24 protein-coding genes are annotated in these 25,432 nt (G+C 45.0%); 16 read left to right on the top strand and 8 right to left on the bottom strand.

What is annotated here, in order from left to right:
* Positions 1-338 precede the first annotated feature (338 nt).
* Positions 339-623 (top strand): transposase, encoded by a 285-nt coding sequence (locus QUA25_RS26225; protein WP_333042347.1) that lies wholly within the window; start codon positions 339-341, stop codon positions 621-623.
* 238 nt (positions 624-861) lie between these two features.
* Here QUA25_RS26225 and QUA25_RS26220 read toward each other — a convergent pair whose 3' ends face one another.
* Entirely contained in the window at positions 862-1,323 is a 462-nt protein-coding gene (locus QUA25_RS26220; RefSeq protein WP_333042344.1) for a cupin domain-containing protein, read from the bottom strand.
* A 261-nt stretch (positions 1,324-1,584) separates the two neighbouring features.
* Here QUA25_RS26220 and QUA25_RS26215 point away from each other — a divergent pair, with 261 nt between their 5' ends.
* From QUA25_RS26215 to QUA25_RS26205, 3 genes are all read left to right on the top strand, one after another.
* A complete protein-coding gene (locus QUA25_RS26215) occupies positions 1,585-3,039 on the top strand; it encodes a folate/biopterin family MFS transporter (RefSeq protein ID WP_333042342.1) in 1,455 nt (484 codons plus the stop codon).
* 130 nt (positions 3,040-3,169) lie between these two features.
* Positions 3,170-4,666, top strand: coding sequence for a carotenoid oxygenase family protein (locus QUA25_RS26210; RefSeq protein ID WP_333042341.1), 1,497 nt, complete (start codon positions 3,170-3,172; stop codon positions 4,664-4,666).
* Between the two features lie 224 nt (positions 4,667-4,890).
* Positions 4,891-5,790 (top strand): DUF4436 family protein, encoded by a 900-nt coding sequence (locus QUA25_RS26205; protein ID WP_333042340.1) that lies wholly within the window; start codon positions 4,891-4,893, stop codon positions 5,788-5,790.
* A 116-nt stretch (positions 5,791-5,906) separates the two neighbouring features.
* Here the strand turns inward: QUA25_RS26205 and QUA25_RS26200 are convergent, their stop codons facing one another.
* Positions 5,907-6,761, bottom strand: coding sequence for an SGNH/GDSL hydrolase family protein (locus tag QUA25_RS26200; RefSeq protein ID WP_333042338.1), 855 nt, complete (start codon positions 6,759-6,761; stop codon positions 5,907-5,909).
* Positions 6,762-7,119: 358 nt separating this feature from the next.
* On the opposite strand from QUA25_RS26200, the gene QUA25_RS26195 reads away from it, so the two are divergent.
* The 6 genes from QUA25_RS26195 to QUA25_RS26170 all read left to right on the top strand — a co-directional run bounded on the left by QUA25_RS26195 (position 7,120) and on the right by QUA25_RS26170 (position 11,428).
* Positions 7,120-7,362: a DUF7219 family protein gene (locus QUA25_RS26195; RefSeq protein ID WP_190658612.1), complete on the top strand. Its 243-nt coding sequence runs from the start codon at positions 7,120-7,122 to the stop codon at positions 7,360-7,362.
* 106 nt (positions 7,363-7,468) lie between these two features.
* Positions 7,469-8,002, top strand: coding sequence for an RDD family protein (locus tag QUA25_RS26190; RefSeq protein ID WP_333042335.1), 534 nt, complete (start codon positions 7,469-7,471; stop codon positions 8,000-8,002).
* A 38-nt stretch (positions 8,003-8,040) separates the two neighbouring features.
* The gene (gene rpmG, locus QUA25_RS26185; RefSeq protein ID WP_190658616.1) at positions 8,041-8,229 is read left to right on the top strand and encodes a 50S ribosomal protein L33; all 189 of its coding nucleotides are present in this window, start codon (positions 8,041-8,043) and stop codon (positions 8,227-8,229) included.
* 115 nt (positions 8,230-8,344) lie between these two features.
* Positions 8,345-8,560, top strand: coding sequence for a 30S ribosomal protein S18 (rpsR, locus tag QUA25_RS26180; RefSeq protein ID WP_006631377.1), 216 nt, complete (start codon positions 8,345-8,347; stop codon positions 8,558-8,560).
* 313 nt (positions 8,561-8,873) lie between these two features.
* Positions 8,874-10,880 (top strand): ribonuclease R family protein, encoded by a 2,007-nt coding sequence (locus QUA25_RS26175; protein WP_333042333.1) that lies wholly within the window; start codon positions 8,874-8,876, stop codon positions 10,878-10,880.
* Between the two features lie 392 nt (positions 10,881-11,272).
* On the top strand, positions 11,273-11,428 hold the full coding sequence (locus QUA25_RS26170) for a hypothetical protein (protein ID WP_333042330.1): 156 nt from the start codon (positions 11,273-11,275) through the stop codon (positions 11,426-11,428).
* Positions 11,429-11,571: 143 nt separating this feature from the next.
* Here QUA25_RS26170 and QUA25_RS26165 read toward each other — a convergent pair whose 3' ends face one another.
* The 3 genes from QUA25_RS26165 to QUA25_RS26155 are packed head-to-tail and all read right to left on the bottom strand — an operon-like array spanning position 11,572 to position 13,346.
* Entirely contained in the window at positions 11,572-11,754 is a 183-nt protein-coding gene (locus QUA25_RS26165; protein ID WP_333042328.1) for a hypothetical protein, read from the bottom strand.
* A gap of 53 nt (positions 11,755-11,807) precedes the next feature.
* A complete protein-coding gene (locus QUA25_RS26160; RefSeq protein WP_333042326.1) occupies positions 11,808-12,668 on the bottom strand; it encodes a GTPase in 861 nt (286 codons plus the stop codon).
* 6 nt (positions 12,669-12,674) lie between these two features.
* On the bottom strand, positions 12,675-13,346 hold the full coding sequence (locus QUA25_RS26155) for a GTPase (protein ID WP_333042323.1): 672 nt from the start codon (positions 13,344-13,346) through the stop codon (positions 12,675-12,677).
* Between the two features lie 397 nt (positions 13,347-13,743).
* Here QUA25_RS26155 and QUA25_RS26150 point away from each other — a divergent pair, with 397 nt between their 5' ends.
* From QUA25_RS26150 to QUA25_RS26140, 3 genes are all read left to right on the top strand, one after another.
* Positions 13,744-15,183 carry a 1-acyl-sn-glycerol-3-phosphate acyltransferase gene (locus QUA25_RS26150; RefSeq protein ID WP_333042322.1) on the top strand — a complete coding sequence of 480 codons (1,440 nt, stop codon included), beginning with the start codon at positions 13,744-13,746 and terminating at the stop codon, positions 15,181-15,183.
* A gap of 157 nt (positions 15,184-15,340) precedes the next feature.
* Complete coding sequence (locus QUA25_RS26145; RefSeq protein WP_333042321.1) at positions 15,341-16,228, top strand: histidine kinase dimerization/phospho-acceptor domain-containing protein; 888 nt, start codon at positions 15,341-15,343, stop codon at positions 16,226-16,228.
* A 284-nt stretch (positions 16,229-16,512) separates the two neighbouring features.
* Positions 16,513-17,976, top strand: a complete 1,464-nt coding sequence (locus tag QUA25_RS26140; RefSeq protein ID WP_333042320.1) for an IctB family putative bicarbonate transporter — start codon at positions 16,513-16,515, stop codon at positions 17,974-17,976.
* A 282-nt stretch (positions 17,977-18,258) separates the two neighbouring features.
* Here QUA25_RS26140 and QUA25_RS26135 read toward each other — a convergent pair whose 3' ends face one another.
* The 3 genes from QUA25_RS26135 to smpB form a co-directional block, all read right to left on the bottom strand.
* On the bottom strand, positions 18,259-18,489 hold the full coding sequence (locus tag QUA25_RS26135; protein WP_333042318.1) for an Osc7112_2153 family protein: 231 nt from the start codon (positions 18,487-18,489) through the stop codon (positions 18,259-18,261).
* On the bottom strand, positions 18,486-19,202 hold the full coding sequence (locus QUA25_RS26130; RefSeq protein WP_333042317.1) for a tetratricopeptide repeat protein: 717 nt from the start codon (positions 19,200-19,202) through the stop codon (positions 18,486-18,488). Before QUA25_RS26130 ends, QUA25_RS26135 begins: the two co-directional genes overlap by 4 nt.
* A 722-nt stretch (positions 19,203-19,924) precedes the next feature.
* Positions 19,925-20,392 (bottom strand): SsrA-binding protein SmpB, encoded by a 468-nt coding sequence (smpB, locus tag QUA25_RS26125; RefSeq protein ID WP_333042316.1) that lies wholly within the window; start codon positions 20,390-20,392, stop codon positions 19,925-19,927.
* A 127-nt stretch (positions 20,393-20,519) separates the two neighbouring features.
* Here smpB and xrtO point away from each other — a divergent pair, with 127 nt between their 5' ends.
* The 3 genes from xrtO to QUA25_RS26110 form a co-directional block, all read left to right on the top strand.
* A complete protein-coding gene (gene xrtO, locus QUA25_RS26120; RefSeq protein ID WP_333042314.1) occupies positions 20,520-22,094 on the top strand; it encodes an exosortase O in 1,575 nt (524 codons plus the stop codon).
* Positions 22,084-24,984 carry a TIGR02921 family PEP-CTERM protein gene (locus QUA25_RS26115; protein WP_333042312.1) on the top strand — a complete coding sequence of 967 codons (2,901 nt, stop codon included), beginning with the start codon at positions 22,084-22,086 and terminating at the stop codon, positions 24,982-24,984. Before xrtO ends, QUA25_RS26115 begins: the two co-directional genes overlap by 11 nt.
* A gap of 96 nt (positions 24,985-25,080) precedes the next feature.
* Positions 25,081-25,432 (top strand): transposase family protein (locus tag QUA25_RS26110; protein WP_333042310.1); only part of this gene is annotated, 352 nt, incomplete at its 3' end.

The raw sequence follows: 25,432 nt of genomic DNA, 5'->3' as shown, positions 1-25,432 counted from the left end.
CGTGATGCTATATCTGCCCATTCTTGTAACTTTTTTATGCCTTCTCTTATTCCTCAATCACAGACCTGAATCCTTACCTGATGGCTATTACTACCGCTCTAAATTCTGGGATGCTGTGCGGGAGTTAAATTTAGACTTTATTAGCAAGCTAAGAGTTAATGGTAACTGACGCTATCTTTATACAGGCGAACAAAATAAACTGGGAACTCCTCGTAAATATGATGACAAGGTTGATTGCCATGATTGGAGTCGTCTTAATTTTGTTAAATAAATAAAACCGGGACTTTCAATCTCTACATTGATTTTAGGCGAGTTGTTGTTTAAATTGCCAAATTAGTTTGGCTTGTATCTCTGAAGTTCAAGCCAACGGCCAAATCACAAATGCTTTATTATTTAGCACTGATCTTCACCTACCTCCCGAACAAATTGTTGAATATTATCAGGCTCGTTTCCAGATTGAATTTATTTTTCGTGATGCCAAGCAATTTACGGGATTGTCTGATTGTCAAGCTCGTCATTTACCACAGCTTGATTTTCATTTTAATGCCAGTCTTCTTTCCTTAAATTTAGCCAAACATCCACTCTATAGTTGTCATTCATCTGCCAAGTCGTTTGTGTTTTAAATCTGTTCTTATAAACGGCGGGAATTCAATAAACACTTACTTTCTACTTTTATTGATAAGTGAGATTTAGATCCGGATTTGATTGACAATCATCCTGATATTCCTTCAGTCTTGTCTTATAATACTTTAGCGGCCTAAAAACTGTCGTATTGTTATATCACACCTCATCTTTCTGATAAATGCTATACCACAAAGCGTGTTCCGCCGAAGTCCCAAGATTCACTTAACTCATAAAATTTTAACTCTCATAAACCTCGCCATTTTTGCGAGTAAAAATCCAACTATTCCCGTTAGCTTTCGCAATTAGATCGTCATCGGGATATTCGGCACTATCTCCCGGAGTGCGATCGCCAATTTCGAGATAAACAACATCTGCATTCGAGCGGTTAACTAAATGATGCCCATCTGAATCCCCCGCCCGAAAACCCGCGGCCATACCCGGTGTCAGCACTTGCTCTCCCGAATTTGTAATCAGAGTAACTTCCCCTTCCAGAACATAGATTAACTCATCTTGGCGGGTATGCCAGTGCCTGAGAGCAGAACAACTTCCCGGCGCAAGTCTCACCCAATTTACCCCAAAATTATGCAATCCGGCCGCATCGCCTAAGCGTTTTTTAACTCTCCCCGCAACAGCAGATTGGAATTGCTGAGGGTACTTGGAACCCGTAATTTCCGGCAGATTTTTAGGATCAATAATCATATAACAAAGCTGACAGCAGTTGTGAGTTTTCTCTTCTTTCTCTTGCTTGGCGTCCTAGGGTTTACGCGCGGCTTCGCCTAACGCGCCTTCGCGGTTCGTTTTTCTGTTTTTATTATTACAAAACACGCTTAAATTCAAGATAAATACAATTTTATAGCACTTACCAGATCCCCGCCACTCTCGCCTCCCACCTCCGACAGTTCCCGGAAGTCATTAAGAATGTGTTATAAATATTGAGATTCATTAAGAAATATTGCTCAAATGCTCGTTTCCCCCTCCGGCGTCAGCAAACTCAAAGAATCTTTAAAAGAAAAAGTATTCTTTGGGAATGAGCCAACCCCCGAACTCATAGCCATCTTACTGATTTACTTTGTCCAAGGCATTCTCGGACTCGCCCGCTTAGCCGTCAGCTTCTTTCTCAAAGACGAACTAGGTATGAGTCCGGCAGAAGTCTCGGCAATGCTGGGCGTCGTAGCCCTGCCTTGGATTATCAAACCCGTGTTCGGCTTCATGTCCGACGGTTTGCCGATATTCGGCTACCGCAGACGCCCTTACATCGTTCTCTCCGGGCTGCTGGGAACCTTAGCATGGGTGAGCCTCGCAACAATTGTACACACACCGCTTGCAGCTACAGGCGCGATCGCCCTGAGTTCCCTCTCCCTCGCCGTCAGCGACGTAATCGCCGACTCCCTGGTAGTCGAAAGGGCTAGAAAAGAATCCGTTACCGACGCCGGTTCCCTGCAATCCTTGTCTTGGGGTGCTTCAGCCCTCGGCGGACTAATTACAGCCTACCTCAGCGGTTCCCTGCTGCAACACTTCAGCACCCACACAATATTTTTAATCACCGCATCTTTCCCGCTAATTGTATCAGCAACAGCTTGGTTAATTGCCGAAGAAAAAACCAACAAAAGAACCGACTTTGAAACTGTCAAAGACCAACTAAAACAACTACGGCAAGCAGTTACCCAAAAAACAATTTGGCTGCCCACCGCCTTTCTCTTCCTCTGGCAAGCCACCCCAAGCTCAGACTCCGCCTTCTTCTTTTTCACCACCAACGAATTAGGCTTTCAACCAGAATTTCTCGGCCGAGTGCGCCTCGTTACCAGCATTGCCGCCCTCGCCGGCGTCTGGCTGTTTCAACGATTCCTCAAAACAGTTCCATTTCGAGTGATTTTTGGCTGGTCAACGGTCATTGCGGCTGCTTTGGGCATGACTACTTTATTATTAGTAACTCATGCCAACCGAGCTTTAGGAATTGACGATCAATGGTTCAGCATCGGAGACAGCCTGATCCTGACAGTAATCGGACAAATTGCTTATATGCCGGTGCTGGTACTCTCCGCCCGGTTGTGTCCCAGAGGCGTGGAAGCAACTTTATTTGCGCTGCTGATGTCAATCACAAATTTAGCAGGACTTTTGTCTCACGAAGGCGGCGCACTTTTGACCCACTTGCTAGGAATTACCGATCGCAATTTCGATAACCTCTGGCTGCTAATTGTCATCACAAACCTGTCCACACTTCTGCCCCTACCGTTTTTAAATTGGCTGCCCGCCGATAGTACAGAAAGCCGCGATCAAAACAATCAAAAGTCTCTTCCCGTATTAGAACCAGAAATGGGCAGTTCCAAACCTGGTGGACAGCATTTCATGCCCGAATACTTTCCCGACTTAGTACCAACAGTAAGGTCACAAAGCCGCACCGCAGATAGCAAATAAAGGAAGGCACACACGGATTTTGACACGGATACATGGATGAATTTAACTGTGTTTCCCAATTCTCCGACTTTCCTTCTCTCTGCGCCCTCTGTTTTCTCTGCCGTTAAATCAATAAAAGCTTATTATACCCATGCAAAAATTACAGATTTCACAACCTCAAACAGCAGCCACAAAATCATCCTACGATCGCACAGACTGGCAGCGCGGGTACGAATCCCAACCCAACGAATCCGACTACTGGATTGACGACATAGAAGGCGAAATCCCCGCCGGCTTGCAAGGCACATTCTTTCGCAACGGGCCCGGATTATTGGATGTCAACGGCCAGCGCATCCACCACCCGTTTGACGGCGACGGGATGGTTTGTGCGATCGCAATATCCGAAGGCCGCGCCCATTTCCGCAACCGATTCGTCCGCACAGAAGGCTATCTCGCCGAACAAGAAGCCGGAAAAATCCTCCACCGAGGCGTTTTCGGCACACAAAAGCCAGGGGGTTGGCTCGCCAATATCTTTGATGTCAAAATCAAAAACATTGCCAACACCAACATTATTTATTGGGGCGACAAACTGCTAGCACTTTGGGAAGCCGCACAGCCCTACAGACTCGACCCCCGCACCCTAGAAACACTTGGCTTAGATACTCTAGACGGCATCTTGGAACCCGGTGAAGCCTTCGCCGCCCACCCCAGAATTGAAAAAGGGAAAAATGGCAAAGGAGACAGATTGGTAAACTTTTCTGTCAAGCCCGGTTTGTCGAGTACCATCACGATTTACGAGTTCGATGAAAGCGGCAAACTTTTGCAGCGTCACGCCCATGCAATACCGGGTTTTGCCTTCCTGCACGACATGGTAATTACCCCGAATTACTGTATATTCTTCCAAAATCCCGTCTCATTTAATCCTCTACCATTCGTGTTAGGATTGCGGAGTGCTTCCCAGTGCATTCAATTTTCGCCAAACAAGCCAACGCAAGCAATTTTAATTCCCCGCAACGGCACTGACGAGGTAAAGATATTAGAAACGGAACCTTGTTTTGTCTTCCACCACTGCAACGCTTGGGAAGAAGGAGACGAAGTTTTTGTTGACTCAGTTTGTTACGAATCATTTCCCACTGTAGAGGCGGACGGCGATTTCCGGGAGGTTGATTTTGAGAGCGTTCCAGCGGGGGAATTGTGGCGGTTTAAGTTAAATTTGCAAGACAAAACGGTACAGCATCAAGTTGTTGAAACTAGGTGCTGCGAGTTTCCCACTTTGCATCCGAATAATGTCGGACAACCTTACCGATATCTTTACATCGGTGCTGCTGATGCTCCCACTGGGAATGCTCCTTTGCAAGCTATTCTCAAAATGGATTTCGTGACTGGTGAAAGGCAAATTTGGAGTGCGGCACCACGCGGTTTTGCGGGGGAACCGGTGTTTGTTCTCCGTCCCGATGCTGTTGCTGAGGATGACGGCTGGCTGCTACTTTTAATGTATGATGCAGCTCATCATCGATCGACCTTAGTGATTTTAGATGCTAGTGACATCACCAAAGGGCCCTTAGCGCGCTTGCATTTAAAACAGCACATTCCCTACGGTTTGCACGGCAGTTTTACATCAAAGGTACTGCTTCCTATCGGTTCGTAGTTGCCCTACTATGGGCGGGCAGGATGCCCACCCCACAAGAAAGAAAATTGAACTTTTCAGGAATAGGCTTTCGGGCCTGTTCCTGAAAATGGTGCAAGATGTCAGTTTTCACCGATTTTAGCGATGAGACAGAAGTTTAAAGCCCTGACGGGCTGGCGGAGGGGCGGACTGGCAGACTGCGGTAAATCTTAACAACAAATCAAAAGATAAAATATCCATAATAAATGCAAAGTGTCAACAAATTTAATCTCAAAAAAATACTTATTTTAATTGGCAGTCTGACCGTAATTTGGGCAATTATCTTATCTATTTACTCTCACAATGCTAACGCCCAAGAGCCTTACAATTCACCTCCAGAAAGCGCTGTAGCGTCCAAAGGCTTGGTTGAAGTCAAAATGACGGTAATTGCAGTAGATCCCATTAAGAACGAATTAGAAGCCCGCTTGCAATTTGAACTCAAAGGTATCTATAAAAAAGGGCCAACTTACCCAGCTCAAGACTTGTTAATGACAGTTAACGGCGCAAATGTACAGGATTCGGAAATTACCTTTAAAGAAGGCAAACCGATGATTGTGCCTGCATTAAAATTTAATTTGGTAAAGGGAAAGATTAACAATTATCCGTTTGACAAGCACATTGCTAAAGTAGCTATTTCGATCGATCCGCTGGCTTCGATTGGTAAAAAGTTTGCTCCATTTCAACTAAACCCGGTACCTCTAAAATTTAATTTTAATGCCGATGTTCCCGGTTTTGACATCAGTTATAAGCCGATGGAAGAAAATTCCTCTATCTTTATTTATATTGATGTTTCTGCAACTCGCTCAATCCCGGTGAAATTTTTTGCTTTAGTGATTATTGTTATTATGTGGGTGCTGTCAATTATGGCGCTTTTGCTAGCATTAAAAGTGATGAAATCTGGAAAGTTGCCGGAAGTGGGAATGCTGAGTTGGACTGCTGTGATGTTGTTTGCTTTTCCCGCTATTCGCAATGCTCAACCGGGGGTGCCCCCGGTGGGAACTGCAAGCGACTTTCTTTCGTTTTTTTGGACAGAAATTATTGTTGTGGTGGCGTTGGTGATTATCGGTAGCTGTTGGTTGAATCGGTATCATCCGCCGATTGAATGATATGAGATTTGAAACTTCAGATTTGAAAAATTAACCCCAGAGATAAATCAAGGGGCTTGTAGCCTGCATACTTTAAGTTAACAGTCAACAGTCAACATATCACTAAATTCCAAGATTCAATTTTTGACTTCTAAATTCTCAATATCCTTTGCAGGTACGCCCAAACCGCGCAAGATAGTAAAAGCAATAATTCGATATCCCGACGGATTGGGATGAACTCCATCTGCGGCTAACAAATTCAGAGTCTTGCCCGCGTGTTTTTGATACGTGCCGATAACTTCCCGACAAGGCCCATTCAAATCGATAAACAAGCACTGATTCTGCAACGCAATTTCTCGCATCGCGGCAATATACTCTTGCAACCTGCGATTTTCTGGGCCGTCGAGAATTTCGCCGATAGGAGTAGGAGAAAGCAGTACAACTCGAATTCCTGCGGCTTTCGCCGCCAACACCATTTGAGTTATTTTCTCCCGATATTCTGCCAGTGGCACTCCCTTGGGCAATTTGCCTTGCGGATAAAACTGACGGTTTTGGAAGTCGAAGAAAGCGTGCCAAACGTCGTTGACTCCGACATTAATCATCACTAAATCTGGCTTTTGGTCGATGGCATCTTTCTGGAAGCGGGCTTGCATATCCGTCGCCCTATTACCGGAGATTCCGGCGTTGACGATTTCGATTTTGCGATCGGGATAAAGGGCATTCAGATAGCGTTGCAGCAGCCAAACGTAACCTCCAGGGTATTTCCCAGCCTCGGTGATGCTGTCGCCCACTGTCACAATTTTGCGCTTGCCGGCGAGCACGTTTTGGATTTCTGGTGGCGGCGTTGCTTCGGATAGGGATTCTTTAAACACGGGAATTAAGGAGTGAGGAATGTTGAAGGCGATAACAGCAGCTATTACGGCGAGGGCAAGTCTAATTAAAACTTGCCTCAGCCGGGATTTGGGACTGGGCGATAGCCCATTGGGAGACATTACGCAGATTCCTAATAAAAATCTAACTATTGATGTATGCAATAATATTATCCATTTTTGGTTTTTTTGTCACTTATTTCAATAACTCAGTCCTGGACTAACAAAAACCTGGTTTCGACGCCAAATCGGAAGTTATAAGCCTTAAGGCAGGAAGCTGGTTGTTGACCCCGCCTGCCTAAGTTGTACACGTGAAATTACAGAGAGTTTTGTCGCCCCGATCTGTGGGTGTAATTCCAATCACAAAAAAAATCGCAAAATGTCACATGATTTTTGCTACTTAGAGCACATCTTTAAAAGGGAAGCGCGGTTTATAATATTGATATGTTCAGGGAACAAGTTTTCATGCGAGGTTAAAGCAATGGTAGCAAATTCAAATTTTTTATATCCTCAAAATCGCTATTACGGTGAAGTAAAGCCTGAGAATTTGGTATTTAATGCGAATTTACAAGAGTTTTCTCAGCGAGTGGGTTACATCAGTTCCTTGACATCTAACGGTAAAATCTCTGTGGAACAGGCATTTACTCAGATCCAAACACTGTGGGAACAGGTGGAAAAGTCGAAAAAGCAGTTGGGAATTGGCGAAAATCCATTTTCAGCTTGAATAATTAGCGGTTGGCTTGGAAGTTGAGTTACGCGCCATTGATGCCGATCGATTAATCCACAGCTTAAGATCAAAAAGTAGCTAGTGCCGATCGACCTTTTTGCCTATGAGTTCCGATTTAGTACCCCTCCTTCCCAAAGTATCCGTCGGCCGCCGCGCAGCGGCCTTCTGCATTGATGGAATCGCAGTTTGGCTGCCCAGTTTGCTTCTGGGCAATAATGCGATCGTCCAAACCATATTTTTTGTTTTGCTGTGGCTGATCCTGCGCGTAGCCATCGTCAGGAAAAACCAAGGTCAAAGTCTCGGGCGCTGGGCTTTGGACATGAAAGTTGCCGATACCAGATTCCTACGGACTCCCGGAGTGCAAGAACTGTGCAAGCGCGAGGCATTGCTGGGCATTTGCGCCGGCTTAGCCTTCGCAGGTATAGCTGGGCTCACATCTACCAACGCCGCCGTCTTGCTGCTGATGCTGCCCCTAGCGATCGACTGTAGCGTTGCCCTCAACTCCGGCGAAAGGTTTCCTCAAGCTTTCCACGATCGCATCGGGGGGACGATGGTCGTCGGAACCCGCCGCGGCTACTCCCTCGACATCAAAGTTAGAAGATTGCTTGACCAAGTGCAGAGCAATGTGAGAAGATAATAAATTGTGTTTAAATTAGTCGAAATTTATTTAGAATTATGGCTAAAGGCGTCCGCATCATAATTACTCTAGAGTGTACTGAGTGCCGTACAAACGTAAGCAAACGCTCAAAAGGCGTGTCTCGGTACACCACCACCAAGAACCGTCGCAACACGACGGCGCGGCTGGAACTCAAAAAGTTCTGCCCCCACTGCAACCAGCACACTGCCCACAAAGAGATCAAGTAGTGATTAGTCATTAGTCAGTTGTCAGTAGTCAGTTGTTATTGGTCAACAGACAACAGTCAACAGACAACAGACAACAGTCAACAGTCAACAGTCAACAGTCAACAAACAACAAACCATGACTTACTTTCGCCGGCGCGTTTCGCCCATCAAACCAGGAGACCCGATCGACTACAAAGATGTCGATTTGCTCAAAAAATACGTCACAGAACGCGGTAAAATTTTGCCCCGCCGGATTACCGGTTTGACTGCAAAACAGCAGCGAGACCTGACCAGAAGCATCAAAAGAGCAAGAATTGTAGCTTTGATGCCCTTCGTAAACCAAGAAGGTTAACAGGATTTGGGATTTTGGGTTTTAGATTTTGGACTGGGAATAAGACTTGCGCGAAAAGAACGTCTTTCTGTCATTAATAGTGCAGCAAGAATGCAGCGAAATAATCGCGAAATAGGGTTAAGAGTCGCAGCAGCGCAAGTCTTAATCACAAGTCAAAAGTTAAAAAAAAAGCAAGAATAAAGAACAACTTTTTAGATTTTAACTTTCACAATTGACCAGAAAAATTGCCAATATCCAAAATCTAAAATCGCAAGCTCGAAACTCGATAAGTGGCTACTGTAAAAATCCAAAATCTCAAATATAAAGCTGGCAAGTGGAGAAGGGAACGTTAGTAGAATTTAGAGTGCACGGCGACCGCCGTCTGGCAGTTGCCGATCGCCCCGACGGCAAGAAAAACTGGGTAGTGGTAGACGAAAACGGTCAACCGCACAGCATACCGCCCAAACAAATCACCTACGAAGTAGTGGGAGAAAGTTACAAACCCTCCGACATTCCCAAATTTCTCAAAGAAGTAGAAGCCTACTCAGATCCGTCGAGTTTGGAAGTCGCTTGGGAACTTTTAGTCGGTGACGGAGAAACAGCAGATCCCGAATCCCTGGCAAAGCTGTTATTTTCTCAGAGTAGTCCGGCCCAGTGTTACGCGGCTTACTGTTTGCTATCAACAGACAAACTGTATTTCAAACAAAAGGGCGATCGCTACGAACCGCGACCCGCCGCCCAAGTAGCCGAAATCAAACACCAGCAAGAAGTAGAACAGCAGCGACACCAAGAATCCCAAGGATTTTGGGATCGAGTCAAACAGCGGCTGGCAGGGGAAAATGTAGATTGGGAACACAGCGATCGAACTCGCCTCGACGCCCTAGAACGCTTTGCCCTCCTCGGAGAAGAAGCAACGCACCGCACCCCAGCCTTAGAAACTTTAGCCAGCTTAGAACGTTCCGAAAACCCCGAAGCAGCATTTGGCCTCCTAGTCGATCTCGGCCTCTGGAGTACCCACGAAAACCTGTTTTTGCGGCGCAGCCAAATTCCCCTACAATTCTCCGCAAAGGTATTAGAAGTGGCCCAACGCTGCCTAGAAAATCCCCCAACCGACTCCGACACAAATCGTCTCGATTTAACTCACCTCAAGGTTTACACGATCGACGACGAAAGCACCACCGAAATCGACGACGGCCTCAGCTTAGAATTCCTCGAAAACGGCCAGCAGCGGATCTGGATACACATCGCCGATCCCACCCGCTTGCTTTCCCCCGGAGACGAACTCGACCTCGAAGCCAGAAAACGCACCACCACGGTTTACCTGCCCACGGGAATGATTCCCATGTTTCCCCCAGCTTTGGCAACGGGGCCGATGAGTTTAATTCAAGGCAAAAAGTGCAGCGCCCTCAGCTTCAGCGTCACCTTAGACGAAATCGGCGCGGCTCAAGATTACAGCATCCACATCAGCACCATAAAACCCACCTACCGCTTGACCTACGATGACGTAGACGAAATGCTGGAGTTGGGAATCGAAGCAGAACCGGAAATAGCAGCGATCGCCTCTGCAGCAAAACTGCGCCAAAAATGGCGGGAAGCCCAAGGCGCAATCAGCATTTTCATGCCCGAATCAGTCATCAAAGTCAACGGCGACGACATCAAAATCCACGTCATCGACGACTCCACAGCCCGGATGCTAGTAGCCGAAATGATGATTTTAGCCGGCGAACTAGCCGCCCGCTACGGTCAAGCTCACAGCCTGCCCATACCCTACCGCTATCAGCCACAGCCCGAACTTCCTCCCGATGAAGAACTGCTGGCCGTGCCGGCAGGCCCGGCCCGCGCTTGCGCCGTGCGCCGATGTATGCCCCGCAGCGAAATGGGCCTCACCCCCGGACGCCACGCTGGCTTGGGTTTGGAATTATACACTCAAGTTACTTCCCCGATCCGTCGCTATACCGACTTGCTGGCTCACTTCCAACTCAAAGCCCACCTGCGGGGCGAACCACTGCCTTTTTCCGCTGAAGAAATACAGGATATTGTGATGTGTCTCGGCACCGCAGTTAAAGAAGCATCCACCGTCGAACGCCAAACTAACCGCTATTGGGGATTGGAATATTTGCGGCGCAACCCAGACGAAGTTTGGGAAGCTTTAATGCTGCGCTGGTTGAGGGAAGACAGCAATCTCGGATTGATTTTATTGGAAGATTTGGGTTTAGAATTGGCAATGCGATTTGGTCGATCGATCGAAATAGGCGATCGGTTTGAAGTCAAAGTCACTCACTGCGATCCGCGATCGGATGTAATTCAATTCCAAGAAGTCATTCTCCAAGTAGCGGAATAGGATTTGATATCAAATCCGGCCGCGCCGGAATGATATAGAACCTATTTGACATTTTTTCGCGCTCCACTGCTGTGAGACGAGGGACTCATATCAAATCCGGTAGCATCGGAATTATTCATCTCTCTTATCTCCCTCTGTGTTCTCTGCGTTCTCTGTGGTTAAATCATTCCGATGCAACCGGAAACAATATCACAACAGCAATCTTGGTGAGGATGCACAAACTCTCACAGAAACCCGGTTTCTTAATCTCAGGCGATATGGCATCCGCAAAAGGCGAGATCGCTCCCCAGGCTGCTAATATTTAAGGATATGTAGGGTGTGTTACCCTCTCCCACAAATGATGGGAATAACCCAAATCTCCCGTGACAGATTAACATTGAGCGGTGTTAAAAATGGAAAAATATCAAGATATACCGATGGATTTAGCAGATGCTTCTCTAGTGGCTGTGGCAGAAAGTCAAAAAATTAAGCGAATCTTTACATTAGATAGTGATTTTTATGTTTATCGACTATATGATAAAGATGCTTTTGAAGTTATCCCAGCATAAGAGACTCTGACAGAAGGTTTCTGAGTCTAGGCAATATGGTATCCATAACCGCGATCGCCTTTCTTCTATATGCAGGTAAGCAGAAGTAGGCGATCATTTATGAAACTACTTCAATATTAACATTATCAAAAACCAATTAAACCTCATAAATAACTAAATAGAATATCCATTGCTTTGTCTGTAAGTTTCTCTAATAGCCAAAAAGCTACTTGTTTCAACCAAGTTTTTAAATTGTCTTTGCTTTGCAGAATGGACTTTTTCTTTTGAGCCTCTTCTTTAGCTAATAATGCGCGTATTTTTTGTTCTTCTTCTGCGGTTAAAGCCATATCTACCTCTTTCAGGACATAAATTTACGATTCAGCAACATTACGGATTTTTGTTATCTTTGAGGAATCGGATGATTTTTCAGCCATGTTGTAATCTTCTTAATCATCTCGATATCGTCAGCAAAATCTCGTGTATCTGCTTGAATCACCAGGAAAACTAAATCGCAAGATGGGATAATCTGCTGATAAATTTTGTCATACTCTGGATCTTCGGCTTCGCTGCGTCCATATCCGGGCAAATCAATCACCGTTAAAGTGCCCCCTGTTGCCAGAGTAAATTCTTTAATTTGTGCCTGAGTTGTTCCGACAGTGGTGGGACTTGTTTTTAACTTAGCGTTAAAAAGATTGTTAATTGTAGTTGTTTTACCAACTCCAGATTTTCCAATCACGGCTACTTTGGGTGGTACCTGAGTTTCCTGTTTAAACTTCTCCAGTATTAGCTGAAATTCTCGTTCTGGAATAAGTTTTTTTATGTCTTCTACAGTTTGATTGTTAGCATCACCTTTTGTTGCAGAATTATTGACTCCTTTTTGACGTTCTTGATCAGCAAAAGCTTTGACTTCTGGATCTGCTAATTCAAATGGATCGGCAGGCTGCACATTACCCAGCTTGAATCCAGCATAAGCATTGTGGATAATCTTGGTCAGCAAATTAATCAAACGATAACGCTTCAGCGCTGAGTAATATTCTATGTTAGCTTCAGATATTTTTGTAGTTTCACCCAATCGTTTAATAATATCCTGGCAACGACGTTCAATTTCATTTTCTGCCTGCTTCGTAGGTGCATTTAACCTCTGATCCCACCCATTGGGAATCATTTTATCAACTTGATTTAAGCCAATCACAAGTCTCAACGGTGATTGCGTAGTTTTTTTTCCAGAAACCGTGTCAACTAGGTTTTTTAATAATCGCATAATATTTCAACTCCTTGACAATACTTTCATTTTTAGGTGTTCTAGTCCCCATCCATAAACAGATGTATAAGGCACTACCTGATCTTTTTCAAAAATCACTTTTCCATTAATTGCCCGGTGAAAAATACCATAAACATCATCGATTTTTTCAGGAATTAGCCTAGTTTGATCATCTGAAGGTTCTCGACTATCGATATTAAATGTATTTTCCCCTTCATAAACTCCCAGACAATCGATTTTATTCAAAGCCACTATGAGGAATAAAGACGGCTTAAATAATGGCTTTAACTGTTTCAAAAATATCTCATCCCGTTTGTAAGCCCTTGTATCTGCTTGAGTTACCCAGACTAAAGCATCAGCTTGAGGAATCCATTTTTTGTAGTCAGCCATATACTTTTTATCGTCAGTCAAACTCTCTCCAATTCCCGGCAGATCCACAACTCGTACTTTCTGATAGGGAAAATTCGAGGAGTTAGGGGGGTCTAAATCGACAAACTGAGGCTTTTTTGTACAAGCCACAGCATTATCGGTAGCCAAGTTTAGCCCAAATAAAGCATTAAGAGTGCTACTCTTGCCAACCCCAGTTTTGCCAAAAAATAAAATTGTTAGTGTATCCTTGTTAGACGAGGGCAAGTATCTACGGATTTTGGCTAAGTATCTGAGCGTTTCTTGAACCATAAGACAATTGGCAACTAATGATGCCCTTCTTTATCCCAGAATTTGGAGGGGCGACTATACCATAACATGACTGTTAAATTTAATATCTTGACACCTTACCTGTATCCTGTCAATACTCTTCCAATATTTTATATTTTGGTTCTGGCGATCGTGTAAAAATTGAGTTATGTGAGACGGCTTGTTTATCCCCCTTATTTTTTAAGAAAAGATGTCAAATGGGTTCTATAGGATAAAAAACCTGTTTTCTTTAGTCCTTCGACGTAAGTCCTGATAGAGTGAGAAGAAATTAGGAGACGGCAATGCCGTGTCCCTACATTATTTTGGGGTAGGGACACGGCACTGCCGTCTCCTCTCCTAGCCCAACAAGGCCAATAAATCTCAAATCTCAAATCGTGAAATGCCCAATTCAATTAGCCAAGTTCAGCCGCCGCTGGAATTCATACCCCCAGCCTACAACCCCCTAATCGTCCATGGCTGCCAGCAAATACTCCCCTGGTGGCTGCGATTTCGGACGAGTATCAGCCAGGTTCAAGCCGAAAACGTCGAAACCCTCGCCGAACTATTCCACCAATTTCAAAATCAGAAAGTTCGCTTCTTGCTAGCCTTCCGCCACCCCAACTCAGACGATCCCTACTGTTTGGGACAACTAATTTGGAAACTCGTTCCCCAGGCAGCGCGCGCCAAAGGCATTCCCCTGCAATTCCCGGTACATTCCCACTTTATCTACGATCGCGGCATTCCCCTTTGGGCCGGTGCGGGAGTCGGCTGGTTGTATTCCCAACTCGGCGGCACTCCGATTGTGCGCGGGAAGATCGATCGCGCCGGATTGCGATCGGCCCGCGATTTATTTGCCAACAGCCAATTCCCGATCGCCGCCGCCCCAGAAGGCGCTACCAACGGTCACAATGAAATAGTTAGCCCCCTCGAACCGGGAATTGCTCAAATGGGCTTCTGGTGCGTTGAAGATTTGCTGAAAGCCGGACGCACTGAAAAAGTTTTAATTGTGCCGATCGGCATTCAATACCGCTATGTCAATCCACCTTGGCAACCCTTAGAAAAACTTTTAACTCAATTAGAAATTGATTGCGGACTGCCATCCTTAGAACGCACCGAAATTGCTAATTTAGAGACTGCCAATCCCGATTCCGAAAACCACAATCACAAATTCCAATATCTGCGCCTGATTCGACTGGGCAGCCATTTACTAGCAGTAATGGAAGAGTTTTACAGCCGTTTTTATCATAAAAACTTAGCCCAAAAAATATCTATTTTACCATCATCAGTTTCCGAAAAAACGACAAATAATTTTGACAATGAAGTAATGATAGCTCGACTGAAAGCCCTGTTAGACGTGGGTTTGCAAGTAGCAGAAGAATATTTTAACTTAAAGCCCAAAGGCAGTTTAATAGACCGCTGCCGCCGTGTGGAACAAGCAGGCTGGGATTATATTTATCGAGAAGATATTAAAGATATTGCAGCACTTTCTCCCTTAGAAAGAGGATTAGCCGATCGCCTCGCTGAAGAAGCAAGTCTTCGGATGTGGCACATGAGACTTGTAGAAAGTTTCGTGTCCGTCACGGGCAGGTACGTCGCAGAACAACTGACAGCAGAACGTTTGGCAGAAACAACTTTACTGCTGTGGGACGTACTGGCTCGCATCAAAGGGGGAAATCCTTTCGGCAGACCGAAGTTGGGCAAACAGCAGGTACAAATGACCGTGGGCGAACCCATATCAGTGAGCGATCGTTGGGATCGATATCAAACCAGTCGCAGGTTAGCAGTTGCCGAACTCACTCAAGACTTGCAATCAGCTTTAGAAGCAATGATTAAATCTTAATTACTCAGATAAGGAAGAGCTTCTAGGGAAGAAGGAATATATATTTTTCTTCACTACGTTTTTTTGTGGTGAATTATAAACAGATTGTTATAAACTTTTGGAATAGGTCTAATGAACCGCAAACCCTCGCTCGACAATGAACCAATAAAAATTAGCGATGACTAACAAACCTATCGATTTGTCTACTAACTCAATTAAAGTAAAACTGCTGAATAATTTAGCGCAGGAATTGCTCACACCGCTCACTTCTGTCCTCGGCATGGCAAGCGTGTTGAAACAAGAAATTTATGGCCCCTTAACGAGCAAGCAAAAAGAATATATTGACGTGATCCAAGACAGCAGCCGCTCTTTGCGATCGCTAGTTGAAGAAATTTTGGAACTGGCAGAACTAGATGATTCCGCTTTCACCTTGAAGCGAACCGCAGTCGATATAGAAACTTTGTGCCAGCAGGTGGTGACAATCCTGTCGTCGGCAGCAAGTAGACGAGAGCAAGAAATTAATTTGTCGATGGGGCCCGGGTCGCGCATCTGGTTGGTAGATAAAGATAAGGTTCAGCAAATGCTGCACCACTTAATTTTTAGCATTATTCAATCTGCTGGGGCAGGCAGCGTGATTCGAGTCCACGTTTCTCGGAAAGAAGACGGTATCAACATCGGAGTTTGGGTTTTTCATCCTTGGTTAGGGGAAAGTTTGCCCCATGCTAAACTCTACACCGACTACTTGTTGAAGGCCGGATCTGGTAGCGGTTCGCCATCGAACTCCGAAATCGACTCCGAGGGAGTCGAAGCGCAACTCCCGACACAGGGTTCGCAGCGATTAACGCTGGCGTTTTCTGAGTTGGCGGCTTTGGTGGCACAGAATGCAGAGGATACCGCACCGGTGTTAGCTGGTTATGGGGCGCGGGAACGCTTGGGGCTGCTGCTTTGCTGCCAATTGGTGGAAATTCAAGGCGGTCAACTCTCAATTCAAGGAGCCCCGGAATCTGGATATCGCTACGTGCTCTGGCTGCCCTGCACAAATGCTACGGAATTGTTGGAAGGCTAAAGAAGGAAGAAGGAAGTTCGGCAACGGATTTTCTAACGGATGTAACGGATGGAAAGAAGAAGGAAGAAGAAACAAGTCATTTGTTAATTAATACTGAGATGTTGCACCATTCTCAATAAGGCTTTTATTCGCGGACTCGCGTGCCCCACCCACAAGAAATTTATTCTTTGTGGAGCCGACCAGAAAAGCCTTAAGGGAGAATGGTGCAAGATTGGAGTTACTATCAATTGTCGATGCTTTTAGACTCAATTCCCAATTCCCAATTACCAATAATCAATCTAAAAATGAATTCAGTTTGGCAACAGTTAACTCTGGCAAATTTGCCGCTCTCTCAGTGGCAAAGTAGAAGTTATTTATTCAATTTGGCGATCGGCTCTTTACGCAGTTGGCGGCAGAGTAGCTGGCTGATGCAGTGGGCAGAACCCTTGGGTTTTGTTTTGCTGGGCTTGACTTTCGGTTTGGCGCCGTTTGTAAACAATGCCTTGGTGGGGGTGTTGATGGCGGCTAGCGCTGCATTTTGGGTGCTGCTGACTGTTTCGGACGATCGCGAGATCCCCTTCACGCCGATTCATTTGCTGGTTCTGCTGTACTGGGGCATAGCCACTGTCGCAACGGCGATGTCGCCGGTGAAAGTCGCCGCTGCTACTGGTTGGAGCAAGCTAACGCTGTATTTGCTGTTTTTTGCGCTGATGGCTCGGATATTGCGAGATCCCCGTTGGCGATCGTGGTTAATTGCGGTATTTTTGAACGTCTCTTTAATTGTCAGTTTCTACGGCGTGCGGCAGTGGATTGACAAAGTGCCACCATTAGCTACTTGGAACGATCCGACTTCTACTCAAGCCAATGTCACGCGAGTTTACAGTTTTTTGGGAAATCCTAACTTGCTTGGTTCCTATTTACTGCCGGCCATTGCATTGAGCGCCGCCGCACTTTTTGTGTGGAAAGGATGGGGAACAAAAGTTTTAGCGCTGACGATGCTGGTGGTGAATTGCGCGTGTTTGCGCTACACGGACAGCCGGGGTGCTTGGATCGGTTTTGTGGCTCTACTGGTGGTATTTTTAGTGCTGCTGTGGTACTGGTACAGCCCTTTGATGCCTCGCTTCTGGCGAAATTGGGCGCTGCCGTTAGGGTTAGGAGGTTTGGCTGGGGCCTTAATTTTGGGAGTGGCTTTAGTGGAGCCTCTGCGCGATCGAGTTTCGAGTATGTTTATCGGTCGAGGTGACAGCAGCAACAATTTTCGGATTAATGTTTGGACGGCGGTGATTGACATGATTCGCGATCGGCCAATTCTCGGAATAGGCCCGGGAAACACTGCTTTTAATAAAGTTTATCCGCTTTATATGAAGCCGAGATTTACCGCTTTGAGCGCTTATTCTGTGCTGCTGGAAATTGCGGTGGAAACCGGTTTTATCGGTTTAATGTGTTTCCTTTGGCTGATGACTGTCACGGTCAATCAAGGTTTGTTGCAGATCAAACATCTGCGGGATTCACAATTTAAGATCTCTAGTTTAGAGGAAGAATCCCAAAATCCAAAATCTCAAATCCCAAATCTCAAATCGAATCAGGGGTTTTGGTTGATTGGGGCGATCGCAACTTTAGCCGGCATGATGGCCCACGGTTTTGTCGATACAGTTTGGTATCGGCCGGAAGTTAATATGCTTTGGTGGTTGATGGTGGCGATTATTGCTAGTTTTTACAGCAACTCACACCAGCAGCCGCAAGATTTAGCTTTGACGGAGGGCGAGTAGATAGAATTGCTGGCGGGGATTTTCTCCCCGCACAGTGCGGATTCCAGCAATAGCCGATACAGCAATGATTAGGAGTTATACCAGTTCAAAAAAAGAATGCAGCTTTATGCAAGCTGCAAACCATTATAGCCATAAGTTATTTCCAATTCTTCAATTATTAATCTCAAATCTCAAATGCTATAAGGTGCGGACGGGGCACCCTGCATACTACTACTACATACTACATACCTGTTGCTGTAAAGTGGTGATGGTACACTCTACAAAATTTATTGAAAATAACTCTTATTCTTCGCTCTCCGAAGGCATGATTAATCTGGGACACGGATATTTTCCACCATCTCTATCTCTGCACCGCCGCCTCCTCGCTTGATTGGAGTCGAACGGCATTTCGACTGATTCATTAACTGTAATTTTAACAGTCGAAGGAGTTGGCAGTGCTGTTGAGGCTTGACTTAGCTCAACTACCGTTATAATTGCCAGTATGGTTGATGAAAACAAAACTGTGCGTTTCATTTATTTGTTTTTTCCTCGTTTAATCGTTGACGTGCCATCCCTATCCATATATCCTCATCGAATTCTTGAGAATCCGCATACTTTAGACAAATTTTCCACTGCGGTAGCGCTGCCTTAGTATTTTTCATTTTTTCTAGGACTTGCGCTTTTAAGCAGTAAGTTGCTGGTCCTTCACTATCAAGTTTAATCGCTTCATCCAGATGTTGCAATGCCTCTGAATATCGACCCTGTTCCAGGCGAGCCCATCCCAAGTTTTTGAGTAAAGAATATTTTACTTGATCGTCCTCAGCTAATTTCAAACCTTGCCACAGGAAGTGAACGGCAGCCGGATAGTTTTTTTGATCAACTATATATAACCGAGCCAGATTGCTGTAAGCAGCAGGTAGACCGAGTTTTGCAGCTTGCAGATATTTTCCTCGGGCGCATTGTAAATCTTGCACCTCTTCGCAAAGCCATCCTAAATTGTAAAGAGCTGTTCGGCTTTTTGGATCTACCCAGAGCGCTAACTCATATGCTTGTTGAGTATCAGCGAATCGATTAGCTTTGTAGTTTTCAAAAGCCATATTATTAAAAAAAGATGCCAGTTCCGGCAACCCAATTTGCCAGCCGCCCAAGCCTACTGCTAGCATCAGCAATAAGGCTCCCCACTTGGAGTTCTGAGGCTTTTTTGCTGGCTCTTTCATAGCATTGAAAATGTTAGCTAATGGTGTCATTTTTAGCATTTTTTAACTTGAGAGTTAGGCGATATTTTGTTTGCCAGTTTTAATTGCCACCCTAATGGCATCATAATCTTACGAAATGACTCATGATTGAACCCATTTCTCATAAGAGTTTGTTAGTCCACAGCCGAATCCTTGGGGAATGCTCCCACTACCCAGATGTATTCGAGCATAGGTTAATCATTCATGAGGCTCCACAAGCCATCCGGATATTTTCAGGAAAAAGGAAGCGGGAAGCAGGAAGAAGGTAAAACTCTTCCCCTTGCCTAAGTAATAATGCTTAGTCAGCCGTCAGTCGATCGACAGTATGCGACTCTATGAGGAGATACAGCGTATTCCAGGTTTATGAAGTGTAGGGACTTACCCTGGGGCGTTTCCGTACGGGGATAGAACGAGCTGGGGTTTAGTTCATCAACATAGAATCTGTTGTAAGATGGACTCCAGTCAAATAACTCTAATTAAGTTGGTAGTGACGATGGAAGTCCTCAAAATCCTCCCTTGAGGATTTTGAAAAATATTATGATGAGTAATGAACCGAAATCGATTTAAAATAGCCAATCATTAATCAGCAATCACCAATCATGAATCACTAATGACTCCTGACTAATAAACATCTCCATAAATTAACTTTCAACCTTCGAGTAGCAAAGGTTTGAGTTTATTTTTTGGAGATATTTAATGACTAATGACTAATGAGTGATGACTAATGACTCTGACTAAAATTGCTTCATTGCTCTTTCCATATCCCGCTTATCTTCACGTTTCTTCAAATCTTCGCGCTTGTCGTACAGTTTTTTCCCTTTACCCAAACCGATATCAAGTTTTACCCAGCCGCCTTTCAAATACATTTTTAACGGCACTAAAGTCAAGCCTTTTTCTTCCACTTTGCCGATTAATTTGCGAATTTCCTGCTTGTGCATCAGCAATTTACGGGTGCGGCGGGGTTCGTGATTAAAATAGTTGCTAGCACTTCTCCAAGGCGAAATGTGAACGTTTATCAGCCACAGTTCCCCGTTCCGAACTAAGCCATATCCGTCCCGCAAATTTGCTTTTCCTTCCCGAATAGATTTGACTTCGGTTCCCTTCAACTCGATTCCCACTTGGTATGTCTCTATAATTTCATAGAGATGGCGCGCTTGTCGGTTATCGCTAAGAATTTTGTATCCTGGGCTTTTTTCGCTCATTTTTACCTCCGCTAAAATTAATTATTATAACGCTAGCTTCTCTGTAGAGAAAATCGAAGCTTGACAAAACTTAAATAATCGGTCTAGACATTACCAATTTGGCTGAGCTAAGATGTCACCAACGTGAATGTCAAGCGGTATAATGCAGCGCACCAATATCACTGATTCTGCAACTCCAGATTCTGTTACTCCTCATCCTGCGGTTAATTTGGTTTGGCTGGCTCCTTTTTTGCTGGCGCTTGCTTGGTTTTGGGCCAATATCTTGGCAGTTAAGTGGCTGTTATCCTCGTTTGTTGAGATACCCACACTGTACAAAATAGTAATTGGTTTTCTGATTGTAGCATTAGTAGTGCGATCGAGCGGGAACTCCGTTCGCGCAGCCCTCGAAGAGGATCGCCCGCCGGGATTTTCACCCAATTTCGTTTTGAGGCGAGATCCGCTGCTGTTGATGTTGGGTGCGGGTATTTTCTCGATCGCCCTTCAGTGCATAATTGATATCAAACAAATTAATGTTCTGCTATTTATCCTAGGAACTTACGGGCTGTGCGGCTTATTGGTCGAGCAGAACTTTTGGCGAAAAAACTTGCCAGTTGCTGGCTTGCTGGGTTGTATTTTACCATTTAATAGTCAGTTGAATAGCGGCTTAGGTTTGCCGGCACGAGTGCTCACTGCTCAGGTAGTAGAACAGTTGCTTTCTCTGCTGCACATAGGGGCTATTTCTTCTTACGATATTATCGTTTTGGAAAACGGCATCGCTCACGTTGACGTGCCTTGCAGCGGCATTAAAACTCTCTTAGTGGGAACGATATTTTTGCTTGCTGCTACCTGGCTAGAAGGTCGCAAATTGAGTTTAAAATGGCTTGCAGTATGCGCTGCTAACTTCTTAATGTTGGTGTCTGCTAACGCTTTGCGGGTTGCCGTGCTAGTGCTGGTTGCCCAAGTTTTCCAACAGCCAACTTATGCAGCAATGCTGCACGTACCGCTAGGAATTGTGGGTTTAATCGGCGCTTGCTTCTTAAGTTGGTTGATGCTGCAAAAAGTTCCGAAATTTCACGAAACAAAAGAAAGTGATTTTAACTCGCAACGGGATTTAGAAATACTCAAAAATCAGCCTTTGGCAAAACCGGGACTAATTGTGGCGGTGGCTGTTTTGGGTGCAATTTCTCAATTGTATCATGTAGAAAGTGAAAAATTAGCGATCGCCCCCCTAAAATTTCCCGAATCAATTGTGTCCGAATCAATCCCGCTGAATCCCAGCGAACAAAAATTCTTTGGCAATTACCCCGGCACCCAAACAGAGAAAAAGAGATTTGTGTCAGGCAACTTGCGCGGTTCCATGCTCACAGTAGCCAGCACATCTTGGCAGACTTATCACGCACCGGAACTGTGTTTTGTAGCCAGTGGCATTCCCGTAAATCGAATAGAAATAAAACAGCTAACTCCTGCTGTTAGGGCGCGCTGGCTGTCTCTCAAAGACAACCAACTATCCGCTACATACTGGCTGCAATCTGCACAGCAAACTACCGATAACTTCTTGTCGCGTATCGGCAGCGATCTCACTCACAAAGACCATACTTGGGTGCTAGTTTCCATTTTATTTAACAGTTCGCTACAACCAGAAAATTATGAAGTAAAAAAGTTTGCTAGCAATGTATACGATACCGTTAGCCAAAGCTTAACAGGAGAAATAAATGAAAATTAAACAGGTATTTAATAGACTTTTTCAAACAATCTTTTGGGTGTGGAATTTGACTTGTTTATCGATTGTTTACTTGGGAATTTTGCCGATTATAGGAGTGCCATTAATTAAAGCGACAATCGATGGCATTATCCCGCTAGAGTTTTCTTTGACGATGGCAGCTACGATCGCAGTACCCACTGTATGTACAGTAATAGGAGCTAGGCGTTTTAGCAAGCAACCCCTACAGCTAATGCGCTGGTTTTACGGCGTAGAAGCACCGCTATTTTTGCTGTGTTTGCTCCGCTTGTTCCTGCTGCGAGAACTCACCCCAGCTAGTTATCAAATCATCGCGACTATTGCTTTGTGCATTGCAGCATTTTTAGTGGAAATGCTGTACGGATATCTGGGTAAAAAAGAAAATGTTCAAAATCTCTCAGATTCCCAGAATTTCCATAATAAACAGCCTCGTTTTTTCAGGCTAATCGGAGAAAAACGAAGTGCGTGGTTGCAATTAGGATGCCACAGTTTAATGCTAGTAGTTGGCCTTTGGGCGGCAACATTGCTGATGTATTACGCTGTACCTGTGGCATTGTATACACTTTATGGATTCTTCACTGTAGTCATTGAATTTTTCAAATTTACATGGATATCAGCATTGTGGGATATCTTTAGATACGGGGAGTGGATCTGGGGTTTAATTTGGATACCGCTATCGTTTATATTGTTTGGTTTAACCTGTAGCTTGTTCGTGGTCATGCCTTCGCTGTACGGCTTTCTATACCTTCATTCCGGGCGGAAAATATGGCAGAGTTTTGCTGCACAATACGGGAAAAATAAAGCGATAATCGGAAGTTTAGGAGTAATAGCAGCTTGGCTGGCTATTTTCTCCGCTTTGCAGCAGCAGCCACAAGTTGCAGCACTGAAAATGTTGGCAACTCCCCCCGCAAATGACACGGTTCGCCAAACTTTATTAGCCAAATCTAATGCGATTCGATCGGGGTTAGTTAACGCTTATTTGTCTCCTTACCGCTACCTCAGCACTGTGGGAGAAAACAACCACATTTATGAGATGTACAAAAATAGTTTGAATTTGCCTGACGGAGCAGCTCAAACGGTGCAGAACAGCTATAATTTTTTAATGTCGCCGTTTTTGTATCAAGGCTCTAGTGCTGATGTGGAAAAAGCCGAAAAACTCTACGGCGAATTCTTCGATACGGAACTGCAAAAAGGCGACAGAGAAGCAGTAAAACACGCGGTACAGTCAACATCAAACCGGGAAGAAGCTAAAGCAGGTTTGCTGAATGTCAATCAAGAAAAAGTATGGTTGCAGTCGCAAGAAGTGACAGTCAAAGAAAACGGTGACTGGGCTGACGTTCAACTTTACGAAGTTTACAAAAATCAAACGCCGAACTTGCAAGAAGTATTCTACTACTTTTCGCTGCCGGAAAGCGCCGCAGTTACAGGAGTTTGGCTGGGAGATACTGGCGATTTAAACAAACGTTTTGTATTTACAGTATCGCCTCGCGGTGCAGCCCAACAAGTCTACAATCAACAGGTGAGAGAAAGAGTAGATCCGGCTTTGCTAGAACAAATTGGTCCCAAACAATACCGCTTGCGGGCTTTTCCAATCCCACCTAAACGAGAATTCACCCAAACTCAAGGGCCAACGGAAATGCACCTGTGGCTTACTTACAAAGTCATGCGCCAGCCGCAGGGTTGGGCGATGCCTGTTTTGGCTGAAAAACGCAACATTTTTTGGAACCAAAATACTCGCCGCACGATCGCCGGGAAAGAGGTAAAATACCGCGGGAAAGAAGCAAGAGAAACTTGGCTGCCACCCTTTTTGCCCGCAGTCGCACAGCAACCGCTAACAGCGCAGCAGGCGGTTCTACCGGGAGGAAATATCATTTCTGTTAAGCCACTGGCTGATGCAAATTACTCGCTACCGCAAGGCAAAAAATTTGCAGTTATTCTCGATACTTCCCGCAGCATGGCGGCGGAAACTAAGGAAGTAAAAGAGAATTTTGAATGGTTGAAAGCTAATACAGCCAGCAAAAATGCTGTTGATTTGTATATAGCCAGCGCTGCGGGAATGCCACCTAAGTTTGTGGAAGATGTACGCAATTTCGATGCCGCAAAGGTGACATTTTATGGTACGCTCCAGCTCAAAGATATGCTCCAACAGTTTACACAGTTGCGGGGCGATAAAAGTTACGATAGTGTATTTTTGGTGAGCGATCGCCATAGTTACGAATTGTCGGACGATCGCAAACCTAAACTTTTCATCTCTGCACCCCTATGGACAGTGCATTTGGGAGGTTTGCCCCCCGGCTACGACGACGCAACTTTAAAGGTGATTCAAGATAGCGGCGGTGGAGTTGCTACGGATATGAAAGAGGCGATGCAGCGAGTAGCAACCACAGCAGCTTCCGGCCCATCTACAGTTAGCGTTGTTGACGGCTATGCTTGGAGTTATGCCAAAACCCCGCAGTCGAAAAAAACCGCCAAATCGGCGGCAGTTGTAGAGTCCAAAAATGCCGGAAATGAAGGCTTTAAACCGATAGCTGCGCGCCAGTTGATAACTGCACTTAGCAAGCAGAAAAGTTCCAATCAACTGACGCAACTGGATGCGATGCACGCTGTAGCTAAAAATTTCAAAGTGGTGACGCCTTATTCTTCGATGATTGTGTTAGTTAATGACGCGCAAAGGGAGCAGCTAAAAGCAGCGGAAGCTAAGAGCGATCGATTTGAACGGGAGGTAGAATCGGGTAAGGAGGAGTTAACTAAGCCGAATAATCCTCTTAATGTTTCGGGGGTTCCTGAGCCCGAAGAATGGCTGCTGTTGGCGGTAGGTGCGATCGGGCTTTTGGTGGTTTTCCTCCGTCAGCGGGGTGCGAAAACGGTAGGTTGAAATTTAATCCGGGTTGGCTACTCCCTCAATAGACATCTCCAAAATAGTAACAATTCGTGATAAGATCCCATCCTCAAGCTTTTTTGACACAGAAACATGAGCGACATACTAAATCATATTGAAGAGCATCCTAAAGAAACACAGCGATTAATTGGCTTGGATTATGAGCAGTTACAACAATTAATTCAAAACGCGGAACGATTACATCATGAAAAACAAGCTTTACTAGAATCAAAGAAAGTTAGACTTATTGCTGGTGGAGGCGGTAGAAAACCCAAACTATCTAGGGGCGAACAAATAATTTTAACATTGGTCTATCTGAGGCATATGACAACATTTCAACTTCTGGGCATCCAGTTTGGAGTAAGTGAGTCTACAGCTAATGATACATTTAACTATTGGTTGCCTAAATTGCGAGAATTGCTACCATGTAGCTTACTTGAACAAG

Origin of the sequence: Microcoleus sp. Pol17C6 (assembly GCF_036701145.1) — a bacterium.
In the GTDB taxonomy this organism is placed as follows: domain Bacteria; phylum Cyanobacteriota; class Cyanobacteriia; order Cyanobacteriales; family Microcoleaceae; genus Microcoleus.
Note: the sequence above shows the minus strand (reverse complement) of the source record. Positions and strands in the feature narration are given on the sequence as shown.